This window comes from Jatrophihabitans sp. (assembly GCA_036389035.1).
GTDB lineage: Bacteria > Actinomycetota > Actinomycetes > Mycobacteriales > Jatrophihabitantaceae > Jatrophihabitans_A.
In genome coordinates this window covers 107,805-127,582 of record DASVQQ010000008.1, presented here as the reverse complement: position 1 = coordinate 127,582, position 19,778 = coordinate 107,805, and the positions used below count along the sequence as shown (strand labels likewise).

Genomic DNA, 19,778 nt, shown 5'->3' with positions numbered 1-19,778 from the left:
GGAGCTCAACGGAGCACCAGTCCGGCGGTTACGTTGGTCATGCTGCCGGTGATGCCGCCGGCCCGGTCACTGGCCAGAAACGCGGCCACCTCGGCGACGTCAGCCAGCCTGGGCGTGCGGCCGAGCACCGACATCCCGGCGATCATGCCCTGAACATCCTGCGGCGAGGGCCCGTCAGGCCCGCCGACCGCGGCCAGTTTCTCTCGGGTCAGCGTCTCGGCGACGCCGGCGGTCCAGATGCCGCAGACGCGCACCCCGTACGGGCCGAGCTCGGCCGCCAGCTGGCGCATGAACGCCTCGGTGGCGGCGTCAGCCGGGCCGGTGCTGCCCATGCCCGCCGTCGTGCCGGCGCCCGAGCCGCTGTTGAGGTGCAGGATCACCCCGGATCGCTGCCGCATCATCTGCCGACCGGCCGCCCGCGCGGTGAAGTAGTTGCTCAGCAAGCCGTTGGTCACCGCCCGCAGCAGGTCATCAGGGGTCAGCTCCAGCAGCGCCGGGCCCTGCACATCGCCACGGGTGATCAGGTTGAACGACACGTCGATGCTGCCGGCGCCGGCCGTCACCGCCTCGGCGTGCTCGTCGACCGCCTGCTCGTCCAGGGCGTCGAGGACGGCGGTCTCGGCCGCGCCGCCCCGGCCGGTGATGTCGGCCGCCACCGCCTCGAGCTTGGCCCGCGTCCGGCCGACCAGAAAGACCCGCGCGCCCTCCCGGGCGAAGGCCCGGGCGACTCCGCCGCCGATCCCGCCACCTCCGCCGTAGACGATCGCGTTCCTGCCGGCCAGTAGCTTGCTCATCCGGTCTCCCCGTTTCGCCCTGTAGATGTCTATCACCAGGTGAAACGTCGGGGACCGCGCAAACTCATCGGTGCGGCGATGAACCGTCGGCGGTCAGCAGCGGGCTCAGCACCTCGATCGCCCGGTCGAGGGCCTCGTCATCGATGTCGAGGTGGGTCACCAGCCGCAGCAGGTTCGGCCCGATCGCAGAGGTGATCACTCCCTGGTCGAGGGCGGCCTGCCAGAGGGCCGGCGCGTCGGACACCCGCAGCACCACGATGTTGGTCTCGGTCAGCTCCGGCTTCTGGCCCAGCGCCGCCGCCAGCCGGGCGGCCCGTTCATGGTCCTCGGAGAGCCGTTCGAGGTTGTGCTCCAGGGCGTAGAGCCCGGCCGCGGCCAGGATGCCGACCTGCCGCATGGCGCCGCCGTACCGCTTGCGCCAGGTCCGCGCCTCGGCGATCCGCTCGGCCGAGGAGACCAGCACCGACCCCACCGGGGCGCCCAGCCCCTTGGACAGGCAGACCGAGACGGTGTCGAAACCGGCCGCCAGTTCCAGCAGCGGCACCCCGGTGGCGACGTGGGCGTTCCAGAGCCTGGCGCCGTCCAGGTGCAACCCCAGGCCGTGCTCCCGGGCGAGCTCCTGCACCGCCCGGACGGCCTCCATCGGCTGCACCGTGCCACCGCCGAAGTTGTGGGTGTTCTCCACCGCGATCGCGGTGGTCGAGACCTGGTGCCAGCCGGCGTTCGGGGTGATCGTCGCGGCCACCGCGGCCGGGTCCAGCCGGCCGGCGACCGCGTCCCAGGTGCGGGTGGTGATTCCGGAGAAGGCCGCAGCGGCGCCCATCTCGGCCCGCACGACGTGCGCGATCCGGTCGCAGACGAGTTCCTCGCCGGGTTTGACCAGCAATCGCAGGGCAAGCTGGTTGGCCAGCGAGCCCGACGGCGTGAACAGCCCGGCGTCGTAGCCCAGCATCCGGGCCACCTCGGCCTCCAGGGCGTTGACCGTCGGGTCATCGCCGTAGACGTCGTCACCGACCTCGGCCTCGGCCATCGCCCGCCGCATCGCCGCCGAGGGCCTGGTGACCGTGTCACTGCGCAGATCCACCACTGTCGACAACGCGCTCAGACCGTCCTTCCGCTGGCGGCCTGGTGCTGGCGCAGCTCGCGGTTGCGCCGGTCGACGACCAGCCGCTCGGCGACCCGGAAGGCCAGCTCCAGGGACTGCTCGATGTTCAGCCTGGGGTCACACGCCGTCTCGTAGCGCCTGCCCAGATCCGCGGCGGTGAGCTGGCCGGTGCCGCCGATGCATTCGGTGACGTCGTCGCCGGTCAGCTCGACGTGCAGGCCACCCGGATGGGTTCCCAGCTGCTCGTGCACGTCGAAGAAGCCGTCGACCTCGTCGATGATCCGGTCCAGGTGCCGGGTCTTGACCCCGGCGGCGGTCTCTTCGGTGTTGCCGTGCATCGGATCGCACTGCCAGACCACCAGGTGGCCGGTGGACTGGACCTTCTCGATGATCGGGGGCAGCGCGTCGCGCACCAGCACGTTGCTCATCCGGCTGATCAGGGTCAACCGGCCGGGCACCCCGTCCGGGTCCAGGCGCTCGACGAGTTCGGCGGCGAACTCGGGCGTCGCGCTCGGGCCCAGCTTGACGCCGATCGGGTTGGCGATCCGGGAGACGAAGTCCAGGTGCGCGCCGTCCGTCTGGCGGGTGCGCTCGCCCACCCAGACGAAGTGGGCCGACAGGTCATAGGCCCGGTGGTTCTCCACCCTGGTCAGCGCGCGCTCGTACTCCAGGATCAGCGCCTCGTGGCTGACGTAGAGCTCGACGCCCTCCAGCACCGCGTCATGCACCCCGCAGGCCCGCATGAACCGGACGGCCCGGTCGATCTCGGCAGCCAGCCGCTCGTACCGGCTGCCGGTCTCGGTGTTGCGGGCGAAAGCGGTATTCCAGGAATGCACCTTCTCCAGCGAGGCCAGCCCGCCGCCGGCGTAGGCCCGCAGCAGGTTCAGCGTCGAGGCGGCCGTCGAGTAGGCCCGCAGGATCCGGCGCGGATCGGGGGTGCGGGCCGCCAGGTCGCCGTGCAGCTCGTTCACCATGTCGCCGCGGTAGGACGGCAGCCCGAAGGCGTCCAGCTCGGTCGAGCGCGGCTTGGCGTACTGGCCGGCCATCCGGCCCACCTTCACCACCGGCATCGAGGCGCCGTAGGTCAACACCACCGCCATCTGCAGCAGCACCCGGACCTTGCCGGCGATGTCGGCCTGCGACGAGGTCGCGAACGTCTCGGCGCAGTCACCGCCCTGCAGCAGGAACGCCTCGCCCCTGGCGACCTGCGCCAACCGGGCCGTCAGCGCGTCGATCTCGTCGGCGACCACCAGCGGCGGCAGCTGCGACAGTTGCGAGGCCACCTCGCGAAGCACCGCCTGATCCGGCCAGGTCGGCTGCTGCGCGGCGGCCAGTCCGCGCCAGGCGTCCAGGTTCAGGTCGGCGGCGTCGGAGGAATCGACGGTCGAGGTCACAAGGAAAGACTACCTAGCGCGAATTCCAACGGGGCAGGGTGACAGATCTCGTGCGGACAGGCTGATCGGCTCAGCCGAAGAACACCTCGGCTTCGGAGTAGAACTCACTGGGCACCGTTTTAAGGGTCTTGGTGGCTTCTGCCAGCGGCACCCGGACGATCTCGGTTCCGCTGAGCGCCACCATCTTGCCCCAGTCACCGACGTGCACCGCGTCGATGGCGTGCAGGCCGAACCGGGTTGCCAGCACCCGGTCGAAGGCGGTCGGCGTGCCACCGCGCTGGATGTGGCCCAGCACCGTGGTGCGGGCCTCCTTGCCGGTGCGGCTCTCGATCTCCGAGGCCAGCCAGTCGCCGATGCCGCCGAGCCGGACGTGGCCGAAGGCGTCCACCTCCTTCTCCAGGATGCGCATCTCGCCCTCCAGCGGCATCGCGCCCTCGGCGATCACGATGATGGGCGCGTAGTGGGACTCGAATCGGCTTTCCACATAAGCGCAGACCCGCTCGATCGAGAACCGCTGCTCGGGGATCAGGATCACGTTGGCGCCGCCGGCCAGGCCGGCGTGCAGGGCGATCCAGCCGGCGTGCCGGCCCATCACCTCCACGATCAGTGCCCGGTGGTGGGACTCGGCGGTGGTGTGCAGCCGGTCGATGGCCTCCATCGCGATGTTCACCGCGGTGTCGAAGCCGAAGGTGTAGTCGGTGGCGTTGAGGTCGTTGTCGATGGTCTTGGGCACCCCCACGACGTTCACGCCGTGCTCGTGCAACTGGGTGGCCACCCCCAGGGTGTCCTCGCCGCCGATCGCGATCAGGGCGTCGACGCCGAAGCTGTGCAAGTTCTCGCGGATCTTGCCCACCCCGCCGTCGATCTTGAACGGGTTGGTCCGCGAGGACCCCAGGATGGTGCCGCCGCGAGGCAGGATGCCGCGGACCTCGCTGATGCCCAGCTGCATGGTCAGGCCCTCCAACGGGCCCTTCCAGCCGTCCCGGAAGCCGACGAACTCGTAGCCGAACACCCCGACGCCCTTGCGCACCGCGGCGCGGATGACGGCGTTCAGCCCGGGGCAGTCTCCCCCGCCGGTAAGTACACCGATGCGCATCTGTCCGATCCTTTCCTGTCAACTGACGTGACGGCTTGCGAGTAGCTGGCGAGCAGGATCGACGGCGCTGTCGGAAAGCCTGGAGTTTAGCGATCGCCGGCGAGGTCGGCGGCGACGGCTCCGGTGATCAGCTTCCAGCGGGCCAGGTTGTGCCGGGCGTCGGCCAGCGCGTCGTGCACGTCGGCGCCCGCGACCGGCAGCGGCGGTGAGCCGGCGGCCTCCCAGAGCTGGCGCAGCTCGTGGGTGAAGCGCGGGATCTGGCGGGGCAGCGCGCGCATGTCGCCCCACAGCTGGGCAAGGGCGACGTGGTCATAGCTGGCCATCCAGGCCCACAGCTCGATCGGCTCGCCCGGCTCGCTCAGGTAGGCCAGCAGGTCATCGCGGATCCGCGCCCGGGACCGCCAGGCCGGGTCAGCGGGTGAGGGCAGCTGGCTGAGCACGTGCTTGCGCACCCAGTCGATCGCCCGGTCGGGGTCGAACTCGGTCGACACCGCGTAGAACTCCCGGCCGTTCTCATCGACGAAGCCGATCGAGACCAGTGAGATGGTCCGGCCGTCCTCGATGAACTCACAGTCGTAGAAGTAGCGCACGTCGTCGCCGGCTCGCCTCAGCCGGCTCGCTCGACCGGCAGCCGGTCATGGGAGGTGCTGCCCACGGCGTCCGGGTGGGAGATGCCCTTGCGAGCCCCGAAGCCCAGGTTGGCGCCGGTCTGCAGCTTCACCTTGCTGGCGTAGGTGTCGACGTACTCCTGGCCCGACAGCTGCATCAGCTCGTAGAGGATCTCGTCGGTCATCGACCGCTCGACGAACCGGTCACCGGCCAGCCCCTCATAGCGGGAGAAGTCCAGCGGCTTGCCGAACCGGACTCCTGGCCTGGGCCGCAGGTGCGGCAGCTTGCGCCCGGTCGGCATCATCTTGTGGGTGTCGATCATGGCCACCGGGATCACCGGCACGCCCGCTTCCAGAGCCATCCGGGCCACGCCGGTCTTGCCCTTGTAGAGCCGGCCGTCGGGTGAGCGGGTGCCTTCGGGGTAGATGCCGAGCAGCTCCCCCTTGCGCAGGATCCGGACCCCGGTCCGCAGCGCGCCCCGGGCCGCGTCGGCGTCGTCGCGGTCGATCGGCACCTGGCCGGCCGCGGCGAAGAACATCCCGGTCAACCGGCCCTTGATTCCGGGGGTGGTGAAGTACTCCGCCTTGGCCAGGAAGGTGACCCGCCGCTTGACCACCAGCGGCATGAAGAACGAGTCGCAGAAAGACAGGTGGTTGCTGGCCAGGATCGCTCCGCCGGTCTCCGGGACGTTCTCGGCGCCCTCGACGTAGGGTCGCCAGATCGCCCTCAGCCACGGACCGAGCGCGACGTTCTTCAGGAACCAGTACAGCACTCAGCGCCTCCAGCACAGATCACCGAACTGATCGGGGTGCTCTGACCTTAGTCCGGCCGGGAGGCGGGCGACAATCAAGCGCCAGCGCGCCGGCCGGGCGGCATTCTCGGGGCTCGCCAGGACGGAGCCGCCACGGCATGATGGGAGCAGCCACCGCGCAAAGGAGATCACGCGTGCCGATCCTCGCAGGAGCCGAGCCGTTCGCGGTCGACGGCGACGGCGCCGCCGGCCGGACCGGGGTGCTGATCAGCCACGGTTTCACCGGCACGCCGCAGAGCATGCGGCCCTGGGCCGAGCACCTGGCGGCGCAGGGTTACTCGGTGCGGTTGCCGCGGCTGCCCGGGCACGGCACCACCTGGCAGGAGATGAACGGCACCACCTGGATCGACTGGTACACCGAGATCCGCCGCGCCTACGACGAGCTGGCCGAGCGTTGCGACACGGTGTTCGCCTGCGGGCTGTCGATGGGCGGCGCCCTGGTCACCCGGCTCGCCGAGGACCTTGCGGACCAGCCGTCGAGCAAGCTGGGCGGGCTGGTGCTGGTCAACGTCGCCTACGGCACCCTGCGCAGGGACGCCTCGCTGGCGCGCTACCTCGCCTGGGCGGTGCGTTCGCGCCCGGGCATCGGCAGCGACATCAAGAAGGCCGGGATGACCGAGCTGAGCTATGCCCGGGTGCCGCTGCGGGCCTTCGTCTCGATGCAGGCGATGTGGCGGCTGGTGACCGCCGACCTGGGAAAGATCACGGTGCCGATCCTGTACTTCCGCTCCGCCGAGGACCACGTGGTCGACGCGCTGTCGGGCAAGCTGCTGCACGCCGGCGCCACCTCCACCACCGTGCGCGAGGTCAGCCTGCCCGACAGCTACCACGTGGCCACCGTCGACAACGACGCCGAGCTGATCTTCAACGGCAGCGTCGAGTTCATCTCCCAGCACGTCCGCACCGGCGTCGGCGACTAGCGATGAGCTCGCCCGCCTCGCACCGGGGCCGCCGTGACAACGGCCTGGACTCGGACAAGTTCTCACCGGTCGCCGACGTCGACCCCCGGCTGGCCGATCACCTGCTCGACGTGCTCGGCCTGCGTGACGTGCCCGCCTACGTCGAGCCGACGCCGACCAGTGACCCGGTGACCGCCGACCGGCTGTACGTGGCCGCCGACCAGACCTCCGAGGCCCGCCAGGTGCTGACCGAGATCGCCTCCGAACTCGGCATCGAGGTGGCCCAGCACCGCCACTGGGACCGGGGCAGTGACCGCGAGGAACCGCCCCCGGATCCGCTGGCCGGCATCGACACCGACGCCGAGTTCGCCAAGATCATCGCCGAGCTGCAGGGGCCGGACCAGCCCGTCGCCGGACCGCCGGAGCCGACGCCGGCGCGGCAGCTGGGCACCGCCCGCCGCGACCCGCTGGACGAGGTGGAGCATTTCGTGCCGCCGCCGGCGCCGCCGCTGCCCCGACCCGCGCTGCCCACCGCGATGGCGGTGCTGATCGTCCTGCTGGGCATCGTGGTGCTGGGCTTCGGCTACTCGCTGGGGTTGCCGCCGGACCTGCCGCTGCCGCTCGGGGTGGTGCTGGTGCTGTTCGGCTCGGGGCTGCTGGTGCTGCGGCTGCGCCCGGAGCCGCGCGATGACTCCGACGACGACGGGGCGGTCGTGTAAGAAGCTGCCGGCCGACGTTCTCCTGCCGGCCACCCAGCGGTGGCGGCGCCGACATCCCGACCCGACAGGGTGGTGTCGGAGGTAGAACAGATGCGGACAGGACAAGAAGTGGTGTTCGGGTTGTGGTGCCGGCTCACCGGCCACGACCCGTTCGATTTCGGAGTCGAGGAGCTCGAGGCCTTTCTGGCGCGGCCGCAGGTCGATGAACTGGCCCAGACTTCCTACGCGGTGTTGCTGCACGCCGGCGTCACCGTGGCCAAACGCGACTCGCTGCCGCTGGAGCGGTGGCTCGGCGCGGTCCGAGCCGTCGCTCAGGTGAGCGCCTAGACCGAGGCCGCCGCCTAGGCTGTCCGCCATGGCCAGCCGACCGGAGACAGCGGTGTGCGCTGCCGCCGTGGCGGGACTCGCCGAACTCGTCGAGGCTGCCGAGCCCCGCTGTGGCCTGGTCCAGGTGGTGGCTGTGGACGGCGGCGCCGCGGCCGGCAAGTCGAGCCTGGCCGCCGCACTGGCCGAGGAGCTGAGGGGCAGCGCGGTGCTGTCCACCGACGCGATGCTGGACGGCTGGGCCGGGCAGTTCAGCTTCTGGCCCCGGCTGCGCCAGGACGTGCTGGAGCCGCTGGCGGCCGGCCGGCCCGGCAGTTACCGGCGCTATGACTGGCACGCGATGCGTTTCGCCGAGACCGTGCCGGTGCCGGTGCCCCGGGTCCTGCTGGTCGAAGGGGTGTCGGCCATCACCGCCTGCGCCGGCCGGCTCTCGGTGGCGATCTTTCTCGACGTCGCCCGCGAGGAGCGCGAGCGGCGCTGGATCGAGCGGGACGGTCCGCTGCGCGCGCCGTGGCGGGACTGGCTGGACAACGAGGACCGGTTCTTCAGCGAGCACCCGCCGCCCACCGGCGCCGTGCTGCTCCCGGCCGGTGGGGCTCAGGCCGGTGGGGCTCAGGCCGGTGGGTTCCAGGCCGGCGGGTGCTGACCGGCGCCGGGCAGTAGCCTCGGACAGGTGTCTGAGCAACCCCAGCGGCCGACGCCGCCAGTCGCAGCGATCAAGCCGGTCGAGCGGGTGCACCACGGTGACACCTTCCTCGACGACTACGAGTGGCTGCGGGACAAGACCAGCCCGGAGGTGATCGGCTACCTCGATGCCGAGAACGCCTACACCGAGGCCAGCACCGCGCGGTTGGAGCCGTTGCGGAAACGGATCTATGACGAGATCGCCACCCGCACCCAGCAGACCGACCTCTCGGTTCCGTCCCGCAAGGGCGGCTACTGGTACTACAGCCGGACCGTCGAGGGCCAGCAGTACTCGATCCACTGCCGGCTGCCCGCGGTCGGCGACGCCCCGCCGGTGATCGACGGCGGCGACGGACCGTCGGCCGAGCCGGTGGCCCCGGACGGCGAGCAGGTGCTGCTGGACGGCAACGTCATCGCCGCCGACTCGGGTTTCTTCGCGCTGGGCACGGCGGAGACCTCACCGGACGGCAACCTGCTGGCCTATTCCGTGGACCTGACCGGCGACGAGCGTTTCACCCTGCGGATCAAGGACCTGCGCACCGGCGAGGACCTGCCCGACTCCGTCACCGGAGTCTTCTACTCCTCGGCCTGGTCCGCCGACGCCAGCGCGGTCTTCTACCTCACCGTCGATGACTCCTGGCGTCCGAACCAGGTCTGGCGGCACATCGTGGGCACCGACGCGGCCGAGGACGTGGTCGTTTTCACCGAGGACGACGAGCGATTCTGGGTCGGCATCGAGCTCAGCCGCAACGAGCGGGCGATCCAGATCATGGTGAGCAGCAAGCTCACCACCGAGGTGTGGCTGCTGGACGCGCACGCGCCGCAGTCCGAGCCGGTGATCGTCGCGCCGCGCGTGGAAGGCGTCGAGTACCTGGTCGAGCATGCCGGTGACCAGCTGCTGATCACCCACAACACCCACGAGCCCAACTTCGAGCTGAGCACGGTCGCGCTCGATGACCCGGGCGCGGCCAACTGGCGGACGCTGATCCCCGGCTCGGCCGACCGCCGGCTGCTCGGGGTGGAGGCCTTCGCCGGGCACGCGATGCTGTACCTGCGCAGTGACGGCCTGACCAACCTGGCCGTGCTGCGCCGGCAGGGCGGCGGCTTCGGCCAGCCGGAGCCGATCGCGTTCGAGGAGTCGCTGTACACCGTGGCGCCGGGAGCCAACCTGGACTGGGACGCCACCAGCTACCGGCTGGTCTACCGCTCGATGGTCACCCCTGACACGGTCTATGACTACGACCTGCCCTCGGGCAACCTGCTGCTGCGCAAACGCCAACCGGTGCTGGGCGGCGTCGACCTGAGCGCCTACCGGCAGCTTCGTGAGTGGGCGCGGGCAGCTGACGGCACCATGGTGCCGCTGTCGGTGGTCCACCGGGCCGACACCGCGCTGGACGGCGACGCCCCGGTGGTGCTCTACGGCTACGGCGCCTACGAGGTCTCGCGTGACCCGTCCTTCTCGATCCCCCGGCTGTCGCTGCTGGACCGGGGCGTGGTCTACGTCATCGCGCACGTGCGCGGCGGCGGCGAGCTGGGCCGGCACTGGTACGACCAGGGCAAGATGCTGTCCAAGCGCAACACCTTCACCGATTTCATCGCCGCCGCCGAGCACCTGGTCAGCGCCGGTTGGACCCGTCCGGAGCGGATCGTGGCGCTGGGCGGCAGCGCGGGCGGACTGCTGATGGGCGCGGTGGCGAACATGGCGCCGCAGGCCTTCGGCGGCATCGTCGCGCAGGTCCCGTTCGTCGACGCGCTGACCACGATCCTGGACCCGTCGCTGCCGTTGACCGTGATCGAGTGGGAGGAGTGGGGCAACCCGCTGGCCGACCCGGAGGTCTATGCCTACATGAAGTCCTACACGCCTTATGAGAACGTCGAGGCCAAGGACTACCCGGCGATCCTGGCGATCACCAGCCTCAATGACACCAGGGTGCTCTATGTCGAGCCGGCCAAGTGGATCGCCAGGCTGCGGGCGGTGTCGACCGGCTCGGCCCCGATCCTGCTCAAGACCGAGATGGAGGCCGGCCACGGCGGGCGCAGTGGCCGCTATGACGCCTGGCACGAGATCTCATTCACCCTGGCCTGGCAGCTGGACACCCTCGGCGTGAGCTGGCAGCTCGACAGCGCCAGCGTCGTCTCCGGTCTCGGTGTCAACGTCGGGGAGTAGGAACTCGACCACCAGCGGCCGGTGATCCGAGGCGATCCTGACGTCGGCCGAGTCGATCACCTCGGCCCTGACCGGCCGCAGCCGCGGGTCTGCGAACACGCCGTCGATCCGGCGGACCGGGGCGACGGTCGAGTAGGTGAAGCCGTCGCCGGAGCCGACCGCGGCGAAGGCGTCGGTTCCGAAGCGCTGCATCCGCTGCCAGGTCGCCGAGGTCGGCACCGCGTTCACGTCGCCCCCGACGATCAGCGGCGCGTTGTCGGGCAGGTTGCGTTCGGCGAAGTCGGCCAGCTCGTCCAGGTGCCGCAGCCGGGGGGCCTCGATCAGGTCCAGGTGGGTGCCGGCGACCGCGAACGGCGAGCCGGCCAGCTTCAGGACGGCGATGGCGCAGCCGCGACGGTGCAGGTGCTTGTCGGCGGTGAAGGCAAGCTCGTGGCGATCGATGACCTGGACGGCGAGCGAGGACAGCACCAGGTTGGCGCCGGTGGCCCGTCCGCCGGTGACGCCGACCATGCCGGCTCGGCGGGCCAGCGCGGCGCACTTGGACCGCCAGCGCAGGAATCGTGGGGCCTCCTGGATGATCGCCACGTCCGGGCGGATCTCGCGCATCACTCGGCCCAAAGCGTCGACGTCATCGCGCATCGACCGGACGTTGTAGGACAGCAGCCGCAGGGTGGTCACGCCCACCATCCTGGCAGGCGCTCGTTTCCCGAGGTCGGTGCGGCGCAACTCGGGCTCACCGTGTCCTTCCGCATACATTGTTGATGTCGGCTTGCCAGGCCTGGTGGACAACGGTTATGCCATTCGCAAAGGGAGCTGGACCCCACAGCATGACGAACCTCAGCTACCGATCCTTCGCGCTGGACTTGATCCCCACCCTGGACGCGCTGTTCAGCGCCCACCATTCGGCTGAGGCGTGCTGGTGCATGTGGTTCCTGATCCCGGTCAAGCAGTTTCACGCCAACGGCATCGAGGGAAACAAGGCGGCCTTCACCGCCGTCGCCCAAGCCAGCCGGGAGCCGATGGGCATCCTGGCCCTCGACGGTGACCAAGCCGTCGGGTGGTGCGCCGTGGGACCCCGGTCGCGTTTTGCTCGGGGCGTCCGGACGCCCACCTATGCGGGCCGAGACGCCGCCGAGGACGACACTGTCTGGCTGGTGCCCTGCTTCTTCATCCGTCCTGACCGTCGAGGCTCAGGAATCACCGCCGGCCTGCTGCAGGCCGCCGTGGTCCTGGCCGGCGAGCATGGCGCATGCGCCGTCGAAGGCTTCCCGTTCGCCGCCGACGGACCGCACTCCGGCTCGGACAAGCAGGTCAATGACGAGTCGGTCTTCACCGCGCACGGGTTCACCGTCGTGCGCAGGCCGTCCAAGAACCGAGTAGTGGTCCGCAAGGAGCTGGGAAGTGTTTGAGGCCGTCGCGCCCCGGCTTCGCACAGGCACCAGCTGACCGTCTCAGTCGCGACGGTTTGACTCAGAACGGCATCGGACCTGCTCGAGGCTCGGGGTCCAACCCATGGCCTCGAGCAGATTCGTGGTTATGGAGCGCCGACCCGAGTCGTGCAGCTCGTGATCCATCCGGTGGTGCCACCGATCGATGTCCCGGCCCAGTGCGCGGTCACGTAGCGGGTGTTCATGTCGAGCGGGTTGGCCGAGGAGCCCCACTGCGTCGGGTTGGAGTACCGGGTCTGGAGGCCCGAACTCGAGGTGAACCGACTAAACGACCACTGGACGTCGGGCAGGTTGTTCTTGACCTGCTTGTAGCTCTGGGTCGCGCTCGCGTAAATTGCCGACTTGAACCCGCCGTAGCTGATCCGCGTCGCCGTCATGTGCAGCCCGGAGGTGGTGCTCGATGTGCAGCCGAACTGCTGGTCAGCGCTCGCGGCCGGAGCCGCGAAGATCGTCCCGGCGATGAGGCCGGCGGTCGCCAATGCGACCCTGATTCCGTTCACCTGAGTTGTCCCTTCTACCCACCCGGGCGAGTCCGGGTTGACACTCAAACGGTGGCGAGCTGGTTGACTGTTGCACCGGTAGCTCGTCGAGACCTCCCGTAATTTCCGAGCCGACCCCTGTCAGCTCCACCACGGGGCGCCGGGTCGGGCCTCTCAGCCTCGTGGCGATACCCGGTTGTCAGAGGAGCGGCATACCGCAGCGCTGCTAGGGTGCTGATCGTTGAACAAGATCATCCATGAGCGCTGTCAACGCGCTAGAACTGCGCTTGACTGCGAGGCATTCGCTTGAAACGTAGGTTGAGCGCGCGGAACGGACCTCGATCATGCGCATACCGATAGCTCCACCCGGCTATATCAGCGCGCGAGTGCAAGACCTGAGCTGGAGCGAGGACCGCAAGACCAAGGCCGTGGCAGTCGAGTTCCGGACGGTCAGCACCTCCGAGCCGCTGTATGTGACCTACCGCTTGGAGCCAGAGGGGGTCATCGAGGAAGCAGCATTCCTAGGCCGATATCGCTTCTCGAACCTGTTGGGTTTCTACCCCTGGCCTGACCCTGCCATGAGGGACGTCCGTTACTACTCTCGCCTTGAAAATACGAACCCGACCCCCGCAACACTGACCTTTGACGGTCAGGAGCTGGATACGCAGCGGTATGTGACCAGTGAGATCGTCGTCGATGTGGCCTTCTTCACCGACGTCTCCCTGGCCGTGGCGCGGCCACCTAGCCCACTGGACCTTCCGGCGCTAACCTCCGCGCCCTACGAGTCCCTACGCCCAGAATTGCCTGCCGCGGACCCACCCGGTTACCACGCATCTCTGGATACCCCTGGCGCGGTCTTCCAAGGGCTCGTTAGTTACGAGCAGTTTGATCCCAGAGCCGATCACTCGTGTGTTTTCTGCGAGGACACCGACTGGCAATGGATCTTAGAAATGCGGCCACCGCTTCCCCGTGCACGGCTCACCTGGCCACCGGTCCTGGTCGCTTGTACGACTTGTCATAGCCTCTACCGCGCAGGGCTGCTTGATGAGCTTCGTCAACGAATCGCGGAAGCAGGCGACGACTTGTTCCTAGAAGTCTTCGACCTGCTGCTGCCGCAGATCCTTGCCTCCGAGCGCAGACGCTAAAGAAGCACCGATTTGCCGCACGCTGTCAAGTTCGCCTCCTGTCAAGTCTCGCTCGCTAAGGCGGCCTTGGGACACCTGATCTGAAGGCAGCGGAGGTGTGCAACCGCGAGCACGCTAATCGTTACTCACGATGACGCTAAGTAAACAATATCGGCTATCCGTTGCTAGGTAGAGTCTGTCGCCTCGTCCCGTATCGAGAACCTGACCGCGTCCGCGAAAGCGATAGCCCTGGCTGAACTGGGCGACACCAGCCGTCAGAACGCCACAATCATCGTCGCCAACACCACAGCGATGAAGGCAGCCATCGCATTGGCAGACCACCTCGACAGCGCCGCAATCCTCGGCATGCACTCCGCGTTGATGGCCCCGACTTATCCCGAGTGGGCAGGCAGGTGGCGCGACGTGCAGAACTGGGTGGGCGGCTCTGACTGGTCTCGCACGGCGCGTTGTTCGTCCCGCCCCACCCTCGGCGGGTGCCGGCCGCGATCGTCGACCTGGAGACGTTCCTCAGCCGCAATGACCTGCCACCGTTGATCCATGCCGCGATCGCCCATGCCCAGTTCGAAACCATCCATCCATTTTCGGATGGCAACGGCCGTACCGGCCGCGCGCTGGTCCACAGCATTCTTCGCGCGAAAGGACTGACCAGACAGGTCACGGTGCCGGTCTCCGCCGGACTGCTCGCTGACACCAACAGCTACTTTGCCGCGCTGACCGCCTATCGAGAGGGCGATCCGGAACCGATCGTGGAGCGGCTGTCCAACGCGACGTTCGCCGCGGTAAACAACGGTCGGACGCTGGTGGCCGAGCTACATGCGGTCCGCGACTGATGGAACGCCAGCGTCACCGCGCGACGTGGCGCATCCGCGTGGCGGGTGGCTGACCTGTTGCTCGGCCAGCCCATCGTGGATTCTCCCTTGGTGCAGCACCAACTCGGCATCACCGCTCCGGCCGCGTTGCGTGCGATCGAACAGCTCCTTGAGGCAGGCGTGCTGACGAAAGTCTCTGGCAGGCAGCGCTACCGCCGCTACAGCGCGCCGGAAGTGCTCGCGGCACTCGATGCGTTCGCGGTTCGCTCAGGCCGCCGCGGCGGCATCTGAAGACCGCACGCTGAACCGAACCCCCGAGGCCGGTCGAGCTTTAGTTAGGGTAGCCTCACCTACCTTGGCCCTTGGAGGTGCTGGTGCGAGCGTTGGTTCGGAGCGACAGCTTCATCGACCGGTTGGCCGGCTTCGGGCAGGCGCCAGCTCTGCTGAGTGGCGAAGAGATCGTGTCCTATGCCGACCTCGACCTTCTCGTCGATGAGACCTTGGACCGGCTCGGTGACCAGCGGCGGCTGTTGCTGCTGCACGGGAGCAACACGCTCGGCTCCGTGGTGACCTACCTCGCGGCCCTGCGGGGCGGTCACCCGGTGATCCTGGTCGACGCCGCTCGCGGCGAGCAGGTGTCCGAGATCCTCACCCGCTTCGACCCCGATCTGGTGGTGGGGCCGGACGGTTGGCAGGAACGGCGGCTGACCAGCCGTCACGACCCGCATCCCGAGCTGCGGTTGCTGCTGTCGACGTCAGGCTCGACCGGCTCGCCCAAGCTGGTCCGGCTGTCCGCGACCAACCTGCAGAGCAATGCCGCCGCCATCGCCGACTACCTCGGCCTGACGCCCGAGGACCGGGCGATGACCAGCCTGCCGCTGGCCTACAGCTACGGGCTGTCCGTGCTGCACAGCCATCTCGAGGTCGGGGCGAGTGTCGTGCTGACCGAGCGCTCGGTCATCGAACCCGAGCTGTGGTCGCTGGCCCGATCCCACTCGGTGACCTCCTTCGCCGCGGTCCCGCACACCTTCGCGTTGCTCAACCGGACCTCCGAGCGCTGGTACGACGTCCCGAGCCTGCGTTACGTGACGTGCGCCGGCGGGCGGCTGGACCCGGCCGAGGTCCGCCGGCTCGCCGGCCTCGGCGAGCGGCACGGCTGGCAGCTCTACGTGATGTACGGCCAGACCGAGGCCACCGCCCGGATGGCCTACCTGCACCCGTCGCAGGCCGGTGCGCACCCGGACTGCATCGGCCGCCCGGTCCCCGGTGGCGCGCTCCGGGTCGACCAACCGGACGCTGACGGGGTCGGCGAGCTCGCCTATTCGGGACCGAACGTGATGATGGGCTACGCCGAGGACGTCGGCGACCTGGCCGGAGAGCCGGCGCTGACCGAGCTGCGCACCGGCGACCTCGGCCGGCAACGGGCGGACGGGCTGTTCCAGGTGGTGGGCCGGACCAGCCGGTTCGCGAAGCTGCTCGGCCACCGGATCGATCTGGACCGGCTCCAGTCGGCGCTCACCGCCTTCGACCCGACCCTGGTCTGCCTGAGTGATGACCAGCGGCTGCTGGTCGCGGTGACCACCGCCGACCCGCTGCTGGTGCGCGACGCCGCCGCCCGGCTGACCTGCCTGCCCCCGGGCCTGGTGTCGGTTCGCCGCTACCCCGCGCTGCCGCTGCTGCCCAACGGCAAGCCCGACCTCGCCGCGCTCCGTCACCTCGACGTGCTCACGAACCCGGGCGACCTGGACAGCGCTGACTCGGTAGGTATCGATCTGGAGACCGCCTATCTGGAAGGCGCCGAGCTGGAAGGCGGTGACCCGGAGGCCGCCGACCTGGTGGGCGGCGAGCTGGTGGGCGCCGACCCGGAGGCCGCCGACCTGATGGGTGCGGTCCGGGCCGCCTTCGCCGAGGTGCTGGGCTATGACCGGGTCGACCCCGACGCCAGCTTCGTCGAGCTGGGTGGGGATTCGCTGAGCTTCGTCGAGATGGCGTTCCGGCTTGAAAAGCTGCTGGGGCGGCTGCCGCTCAGCTGGCCGCAGTTGAGCATCCGCGAACTGGCCGGCGCCGGCGGCCAGAATCTGGCGACTACCACCGCTGCCGTCCAGCCACCGGCGCAGCCCGGCCCCGCCGGTGCCCGCCCCTGGCGACGGCGGTGGGTGGCCGACTTGGACACCGGCTTGGTGCTGCGCGCGGTGGCGATCGTGATGGTGGTCCTGGTGCACCTGAAGGTCACCACGGTCCACGGCGGAGCGCACCTGCTGCTCGGGGTGGCCGGCTACACCTTCGCCCGCTTCCCGCTGGCGGCCATCCGGGACAGCGACCGGATCGACGGGCTGCTGCGCTCCCTGGCGCGGCTCGCAGTGCCGAGCGTGCTCTACATCGGGCTGGTGGCGGCAGTCGATGACAGCTATGGCTGGACCAACGTCGTGCTGCTCAACCACGTCCTCGGTCCGCCGAACTGGACCCAGGCCTGGAACTTCTGGTTCGTCGAGGCGCTGGTGGGCATCCTGGCAGTGCTGGCGATCCTGCTGGCGGTGCCGGCCGTTCGGCGGCTCGAACGCCGGCATCGGGCACTGCTGCCGGCCGTGCTACTGGCACTCGGTTTGCTGCTCTGCGCCGACCTTTTCGGCGCGGGGGCCACCACCCTGCAAGTCAGCCGACCACACCTGGTGTTCTGGATCTTCGCGCTCGGCTGGCTCATTCAGGTCAGCACCGGGCTCATCGGGCGGCTGCTGATGAGCGGGTTGGTGCTGATCACCCTGCACGGGTACTTCCCGGACAACCCGGTGCGGGATCTGGCCGTGCAGGCCGGGCTGCTGCTGCTCATCTGGCTGCCCTCGCTTCCGGCGCCCCGGCTGCTGGCGCCGCTGCTCAGCCGCCTCGCATCGGCCTCCCTGTGGATCTACCTGACGCACTGGGTGGTGTGGCCGCCGCTGCTCGACGCCGGAGTCCCCCGGGCCGTCGTCGTCCTGGCCTGCCTCATCGCCGGCGTGGCCGCGAACATCGGGGTGAACCGCCTGGAGCAGGCCATCACCCGGCTGGCCCGCGACGGTCACTCCCGCGCCGATCACTCCCGCGCCGATCACTCGGAAGGGGCGCCGCCGAAGCCGGTCTCGTTGCCGTCGGGGTCGCGGTAGATCACCTTGCGAACACCGTGTGACGTGCGTGCCCAGCGTGTTCGGGGCAGCTCCGCTCGCGGAAGATACCCGAGTGTTCGACGGCTGTCTGAGGCTCCTTCATACGAGCGAAGCTAGCTGGTGAACTTGGTGAGCCCGTCGAGCAGCCGGTCGACGTCGGAGTCGTCGTTGTAGGGCGCCAGGCCGATCCGCAGCCCGCCCTCATCGGGCAGGCCCAGCCGTCGGGCGGGCTCGTAGGCGTAGAACGAGTCGGCAGGGGCGTTGATGTCGAGTTCGGCGAGGAACCGGTAAGCATCCTGCACCGAGCGGTCGGCGAAGGTCAGCAGCAGCGTCGGGGTGCGGTGCCGGGCGCGCGAGTGCAGCGTCACGGTCTCGAAGTCGGCCAGGGCCGATTCGATGCGCCGCCGCAGCGCGTCCTCGTACTCCTCGGCGGCGCGCATCGAGGCGAGGATGCGCTCGCGCCTGTCACCACCACCGGCGGAGTCGACGCCGGCGATGCGGCCCAGGTCGGCGATGAAGTCGACCACCGCGGTGGTGCCGGCCATCAGCTCGTAGGGCAGGGTGCCCAGCTCGAAGCGCTCGGGAACGTCGTCGGTCGCGGGCAGCAGCTTGTCCGGGTGCAGCGTCTCCAGCAGGTCCGGGCTCGCGGCCAGCACCCCGCAGTGCGGGCCGAAGAACTTGTAGGGCGAGCAGACGAAGAAGTCCGCGCCCAGCGCGGCGATGTCGATGCCGGCGTGCGCGGCCAGGTGCACCCCGTCGACGTAGAGCAGCGCGCCGACGCCGTGCACCCGCTCGGCGATCGCCGCCAGGTCGGGACGGGTGCCGATCAGGTTCGAGGCGCCGGTCACCGCGACCAGCCGGGTGCGCTCGCTCAGTTGCTCGGCGACGTGCTCGACGCGCAGTTCGGTGGACTCGGGGTCGAAGTCGATCCAGCGCACGGTCGCGCCGGCGTTCTCGGCCACGATCACCCAAGGGCGGACGTTGGCGTCGTGGTCCAGCCGGCTGACCACCACCTCGTCACCGGGTGACCAGGTCTTGGCCAGCGCCCGCCCCACGTCGAAGGTCAGCTGGGTCATGCTGCGCCCGAACACGATGCCGCGCGGATCGGCGCCGAGCAGGTCGGCCATCGCCGCCCGCATGGCATGCACGACCTCATCGGCGTTGCGCTCGGCCCGGGTGACAAGGCCCCGGTTGGCGATCGAGGACACCAGCGTGTCGTGGATGGCGCTGGCGACCACTTGGGGCGTCTGCGAGCCGCCCGGCCCGTCGAAGTACGCCGTGCCGGCGGCCAGGGACGGGAACTGGGCTCGGACAGCCGCGACATCGAAACTCATGGCCACACTCTCTCATCGCCACGCCTGCCAGGGAACCCGCCGGGTAACGTCGCCGCCATGACGACCTGCACCCTGGTGACCGGAGCCAGCCGCGGCATCGGCGCGGCCATCGCGCATGCCCTGGCGGCGACCGGGCACCGGGTGGCTGTGCACGCCGGGCGCGACACCGCCGCGGCCGAGCAGGTTCGCGATGCGCTGCCCGGCAAAGGGCATCTGGCCGTGACCGGTGACCTCACCCTGCCCGACACCTGCCCGCGGCTGGTCGCCGAGGTCATCGAGGGGCTGGGCGACCTCGACGTGCTGGTCAACAACGCCGGCGTCTATGCCGGGCACCCGATCGACGGCACCAGCTATTCGGAGTGGCAGCAGGCCTGGCGCGCCACGTTGGACCTCAACCTGGTGGCGCCGGCGAATCTGGCCTGGCTGACCGTCGACCACCTGCTGAACCGCCCGGCCGGCCCGGCTGGTGGCCGGCTGATCAGCGTCGGCTCTCGCGGGGCGTACCGCGGCGAGCCCGTCACCTCGGCCTACGGCGCGAGCAAGGCAGCGCTGCACTCCCTGACCCAGTCCCTGGCAATCGCCCTGGCGCCGCACGGCATCATGGCGGCCGCGGTCGCGCCCGGCTTCGTCGACACCGAGATGGCTCGCGAGATCCTGGAAGGTCCGGGCGGTGACGCGGTGCGGGCCCAGAGCCCGTTCGGCCGGGTCGCTACGTCCGCCGAGATCGCCGCGGTGGTGACCTGGCTTGCCACCGACGCGCCGGTGTGGATCAGCGGCAGCGTCATCGACGCCAACGGAGCCTCGCACCTGCGCTGAGCACACCT

20 protein-coding genes are annotated in these 19,778 nt (G+C 69.7%); 11 read left to right on the top strand and 9 right to left on the bottom strand.

The features are described from left to right. Window positions 1-5 precede the first annotated feature (5 nt). The 6 genes from VF557_05695 to VF557_05670 form a co-directional block, all read right to left on the bottom strand. On the bottom strand, window positions 6-794 hold the full coding sequence (locus VF557_05695; GenBank protein ID HEX8079682.1) for an SDR family oxidoreductase: 789 nt from the start codon (window positions 792-794) through the stop codon (window positions 6-8). A gap of 64 nt (window positions 795-858) precedes the next feature. Beyond that, window positions 859-1,881, bottom strand: a complete 1,023-nt coding sequence (locus tag VF557_05690) for a GntG family PLP-dependent aldolase (protein HEX8079681.1) — start codon at window positions 1,879-1,881, stop codon at window positions 859-861. Between the two features lie 14 nt (window positions 1,882-1,895). After that, window positions 1,896-3,293 (bottom strand): 3-deoxy-7-phosphoheptulonate synthase class II, encoded by a 1,398-nt coding sequence (locus VF557_05685; protein HEX8079680.1) that lies wholly within the window; start codon window positions 3,291-3,293, stop codon window positions 1,896-1,898. Between the two features lie 70 nt (window positions 3,294-3,363). Beyond that, window positions 3,364-4,389: a 6-phosphofructokinase gene (locus VF557_05680; protein HEX8079679.1), complete on the bottom strand. Its 1,026-nt coding sequence runs from the start codon at window positions 4,387-4,389 to the stop codon at window positions 3,364-3,366. 86 nt (window positions 4,390-4,475) lie between these two features. After that, the gene (locus VF557_05675) at window positions 4,476-4,979 is read right to left on the bottom strand and encodes a polyadenylate-specific 3'-exoribonuclease AS (GenBank protein ID HEX8079678.1); all 504 of its coding nucleotides are present in this window, start codon (window positions 4,977-4,979) and stop codon (window positions 4,476-4,478) included. A 17-nt stretch (window positions 4,980-4,996) separates the two neighbouring features. Further along, a complete protein-coding gene (locus VF557_05670; protein ID HEX8079677.1) occupies window positions 4,997-5,770 on the bottom strand; it encodes a lysophospholipid acyltransferase family protein in 774 nt (257 codons plus the stop codon). 173 nt (window positions 5,771-5,943) lie between these two features. Here VF557_05670 and VF557_05665 point away from each other — a divergent pair, with 173 nt between their 5' ends. From VF557_05665 to VF557_05645, 5 genes are all read left to right on the top strand, one after another. Then, window positions 5,944-6,729: an alpha/beta fold hydrolase gene (locus VF557_05665; GenBank protein HEX8079676.1), complete on the top strand. Its 786-nt coding sequence runs from the start codon at window positions 5,944-5,946 to the stop codon at window positions 6,727-6,729. A gap of 2 nt (window positions 6,730-6,731) precedes the next feature. After that, entirely contained in the window at window positions 6,732-7,427 is a 696-nt protein-coding gene (locus VF557_05660) for a hypothetical protein (GenBank protein ID HEX8079675.1), read from the top strand. 90 nt (window positions 7,428-7,517) lie between these two features. After that, entirely contained in the window at window positions 7,518-7,754 is a 237-nt protein-coding gene (locus VF557_05655; protein ID HEX8079674.1) for a hypothetical protein, read from the top strand. A 28-nt stretch (window positions 7,755-7,782) separates the two neighbouring features. After that, window positions 7,783-8,397, top strand: coding sequence for a hypothetical protein (locus VF557_05650; GenBank protein HEX8079673.1), 615 nt, complete (start codon window positions 7,783-7,785; stop codon window positions 8,395-8,397). 27 nt (window positions 8,398-8,424) lie between these two features. Beyond that, window positions 8,425-10,602, top strand: a complete 2,178-nt coding sequence (locus VF557_05645) for a S9 family peptidase (protein HEX8079672.1) — start codon at window positions 8,425-8,427, stop codon at window positions 10,600-10,602. Here VF557_05645 and VF557_05640 read toward each other — a convergent pair. Next, on the bottom strand, window positions 10,504-11,280 hold the full coding sequence (locus VF557_05640) for an endonuclease/exonuclease/phosphatase family protein (GenBank protein ID HEX8079671.1): 777 nt from the start codon (window positions 11,278-11,280) through the stop codon (window positions 10,504-10,506). The two genes, VF557_05645 and VF557_05640, sit on opposite strands and share 99 nt — an antisense overlap. Window positions 11,281-11,429: 149 nt before the next feature. Between VF557_05640 and VF557_05635 the strand changes: the two genes are divergently transcribed. Further along, window positions 11,430-12,011 (top strand): hypothetical protein, encoded by a 582-nt coding sequence (locus VF557_05635; GenBank protein HEX8079670.1) that lies wholly within the window; start codon window positions 11,430-11,432, stop codon window positions 12,009-12,011. Window positions 12,012-12,136: 125 nt separating this feature from the next. On the opposite strand, the gene VF557_05630 is transcribed toward VF557_05635, so the two are convergent. Then, complete coding sequence (locus VF557_05630) at window positions 12,137-12,550, bottom strand: hypothetical protein (GenBank protein HEX8079669.1); 414 nt, start codon at window positions 12,548-12,550, stop codon at window positions 12,137-12,139. Window positions 12,551-12,915: 365 nt separating this feature from the next. Between VF557_05630 and VF557_05625 the strand changes: the two genes are divergently transcribed. The 4 genes from VF557_05625 to VF557_05610 all read left to right on the top strand — a co-directional run bounded on the left by VF557_05625 (window position 12,916) and on the right by VF557_05610 (window position 17,620). Beyond that, window positions 12,916-13,674, top strand: a complete 759-nt coding sequence (locus VF557_05625; GenBank protein HEX8079668.1) for a hypothetical protein — start codon at window positions 12,916-12,918, stop codon at window positions 13,672-13,674. Window positions 13,675-14,120: 446 nt separating this feature from the next. Beyond that, window positions 14,121-14,504: a Fic family protein gene (locus VF557_05620; protein ID HEX8079667.1), complete on the top strand. Its 384-nt coding sequence runs from the start codon at window positions 14,121-14,123 to the stop codon at window positions 14,502-14,504. A 45-nt stretch (window positions 14,505-14,549) separates the two neighbouring features. After that, on the top strand, window positions 14,550-14,774 hold the full coding sequence (locus tag VF557_05615; protein ID HEX8079666.1) for a helix-turn-helix domain-containing protein: 225 nt from the start codon (window positions 14,550-14,552) through the stop codon (window positions 14,772-14,774). 83 nt (window positions 14,775-14,857) lie between these two features. Then, on the top strand, window positions 14,858-17,620 hold the full coding sequence (locus tag VF557_05610) for an AMP-binding protein (GenBank protein HEX8079665.1): 2,763 nt from the start codon (window positions 14,858-14,860) through the stop codon (window positions 17,618-17,620). Between the two features lie 113 nt (window positions 17,621-17,733). Here the strand turns inward: VF557_05610 and VF557_05605 are convergent, their stop codons facing one another. Next, the gene (locus tag VF557_05605; GenBank protein ID HEX8079664.1) at window positions 17,734-18,954 is read right to left on the bottom strand and encodes a cysteine desulfurase-like protein; all 1,221 of its coding nucleotides are present in this window, start codon (window positions 18,952-18,954) and stop codon (window positions 17,734-17,736) included. Window positions 18,955-19,011: 57 nt separating this feature from the next. Here VF557_05605 and VF557_05600 point away from each other — a divergent pair, with 57 nt between their 5' ends. Next, entirely contained in the window at window positions 19,012-19,770 is a 759-nt protein-coding gene (locus VF557_05600; protein HEX8079663.1) for an SDR family oxidoreductase, read from the top strand. The last annotated feature ends 8 nt before the right edge of the window (window positions 19,771-19,778 follow it).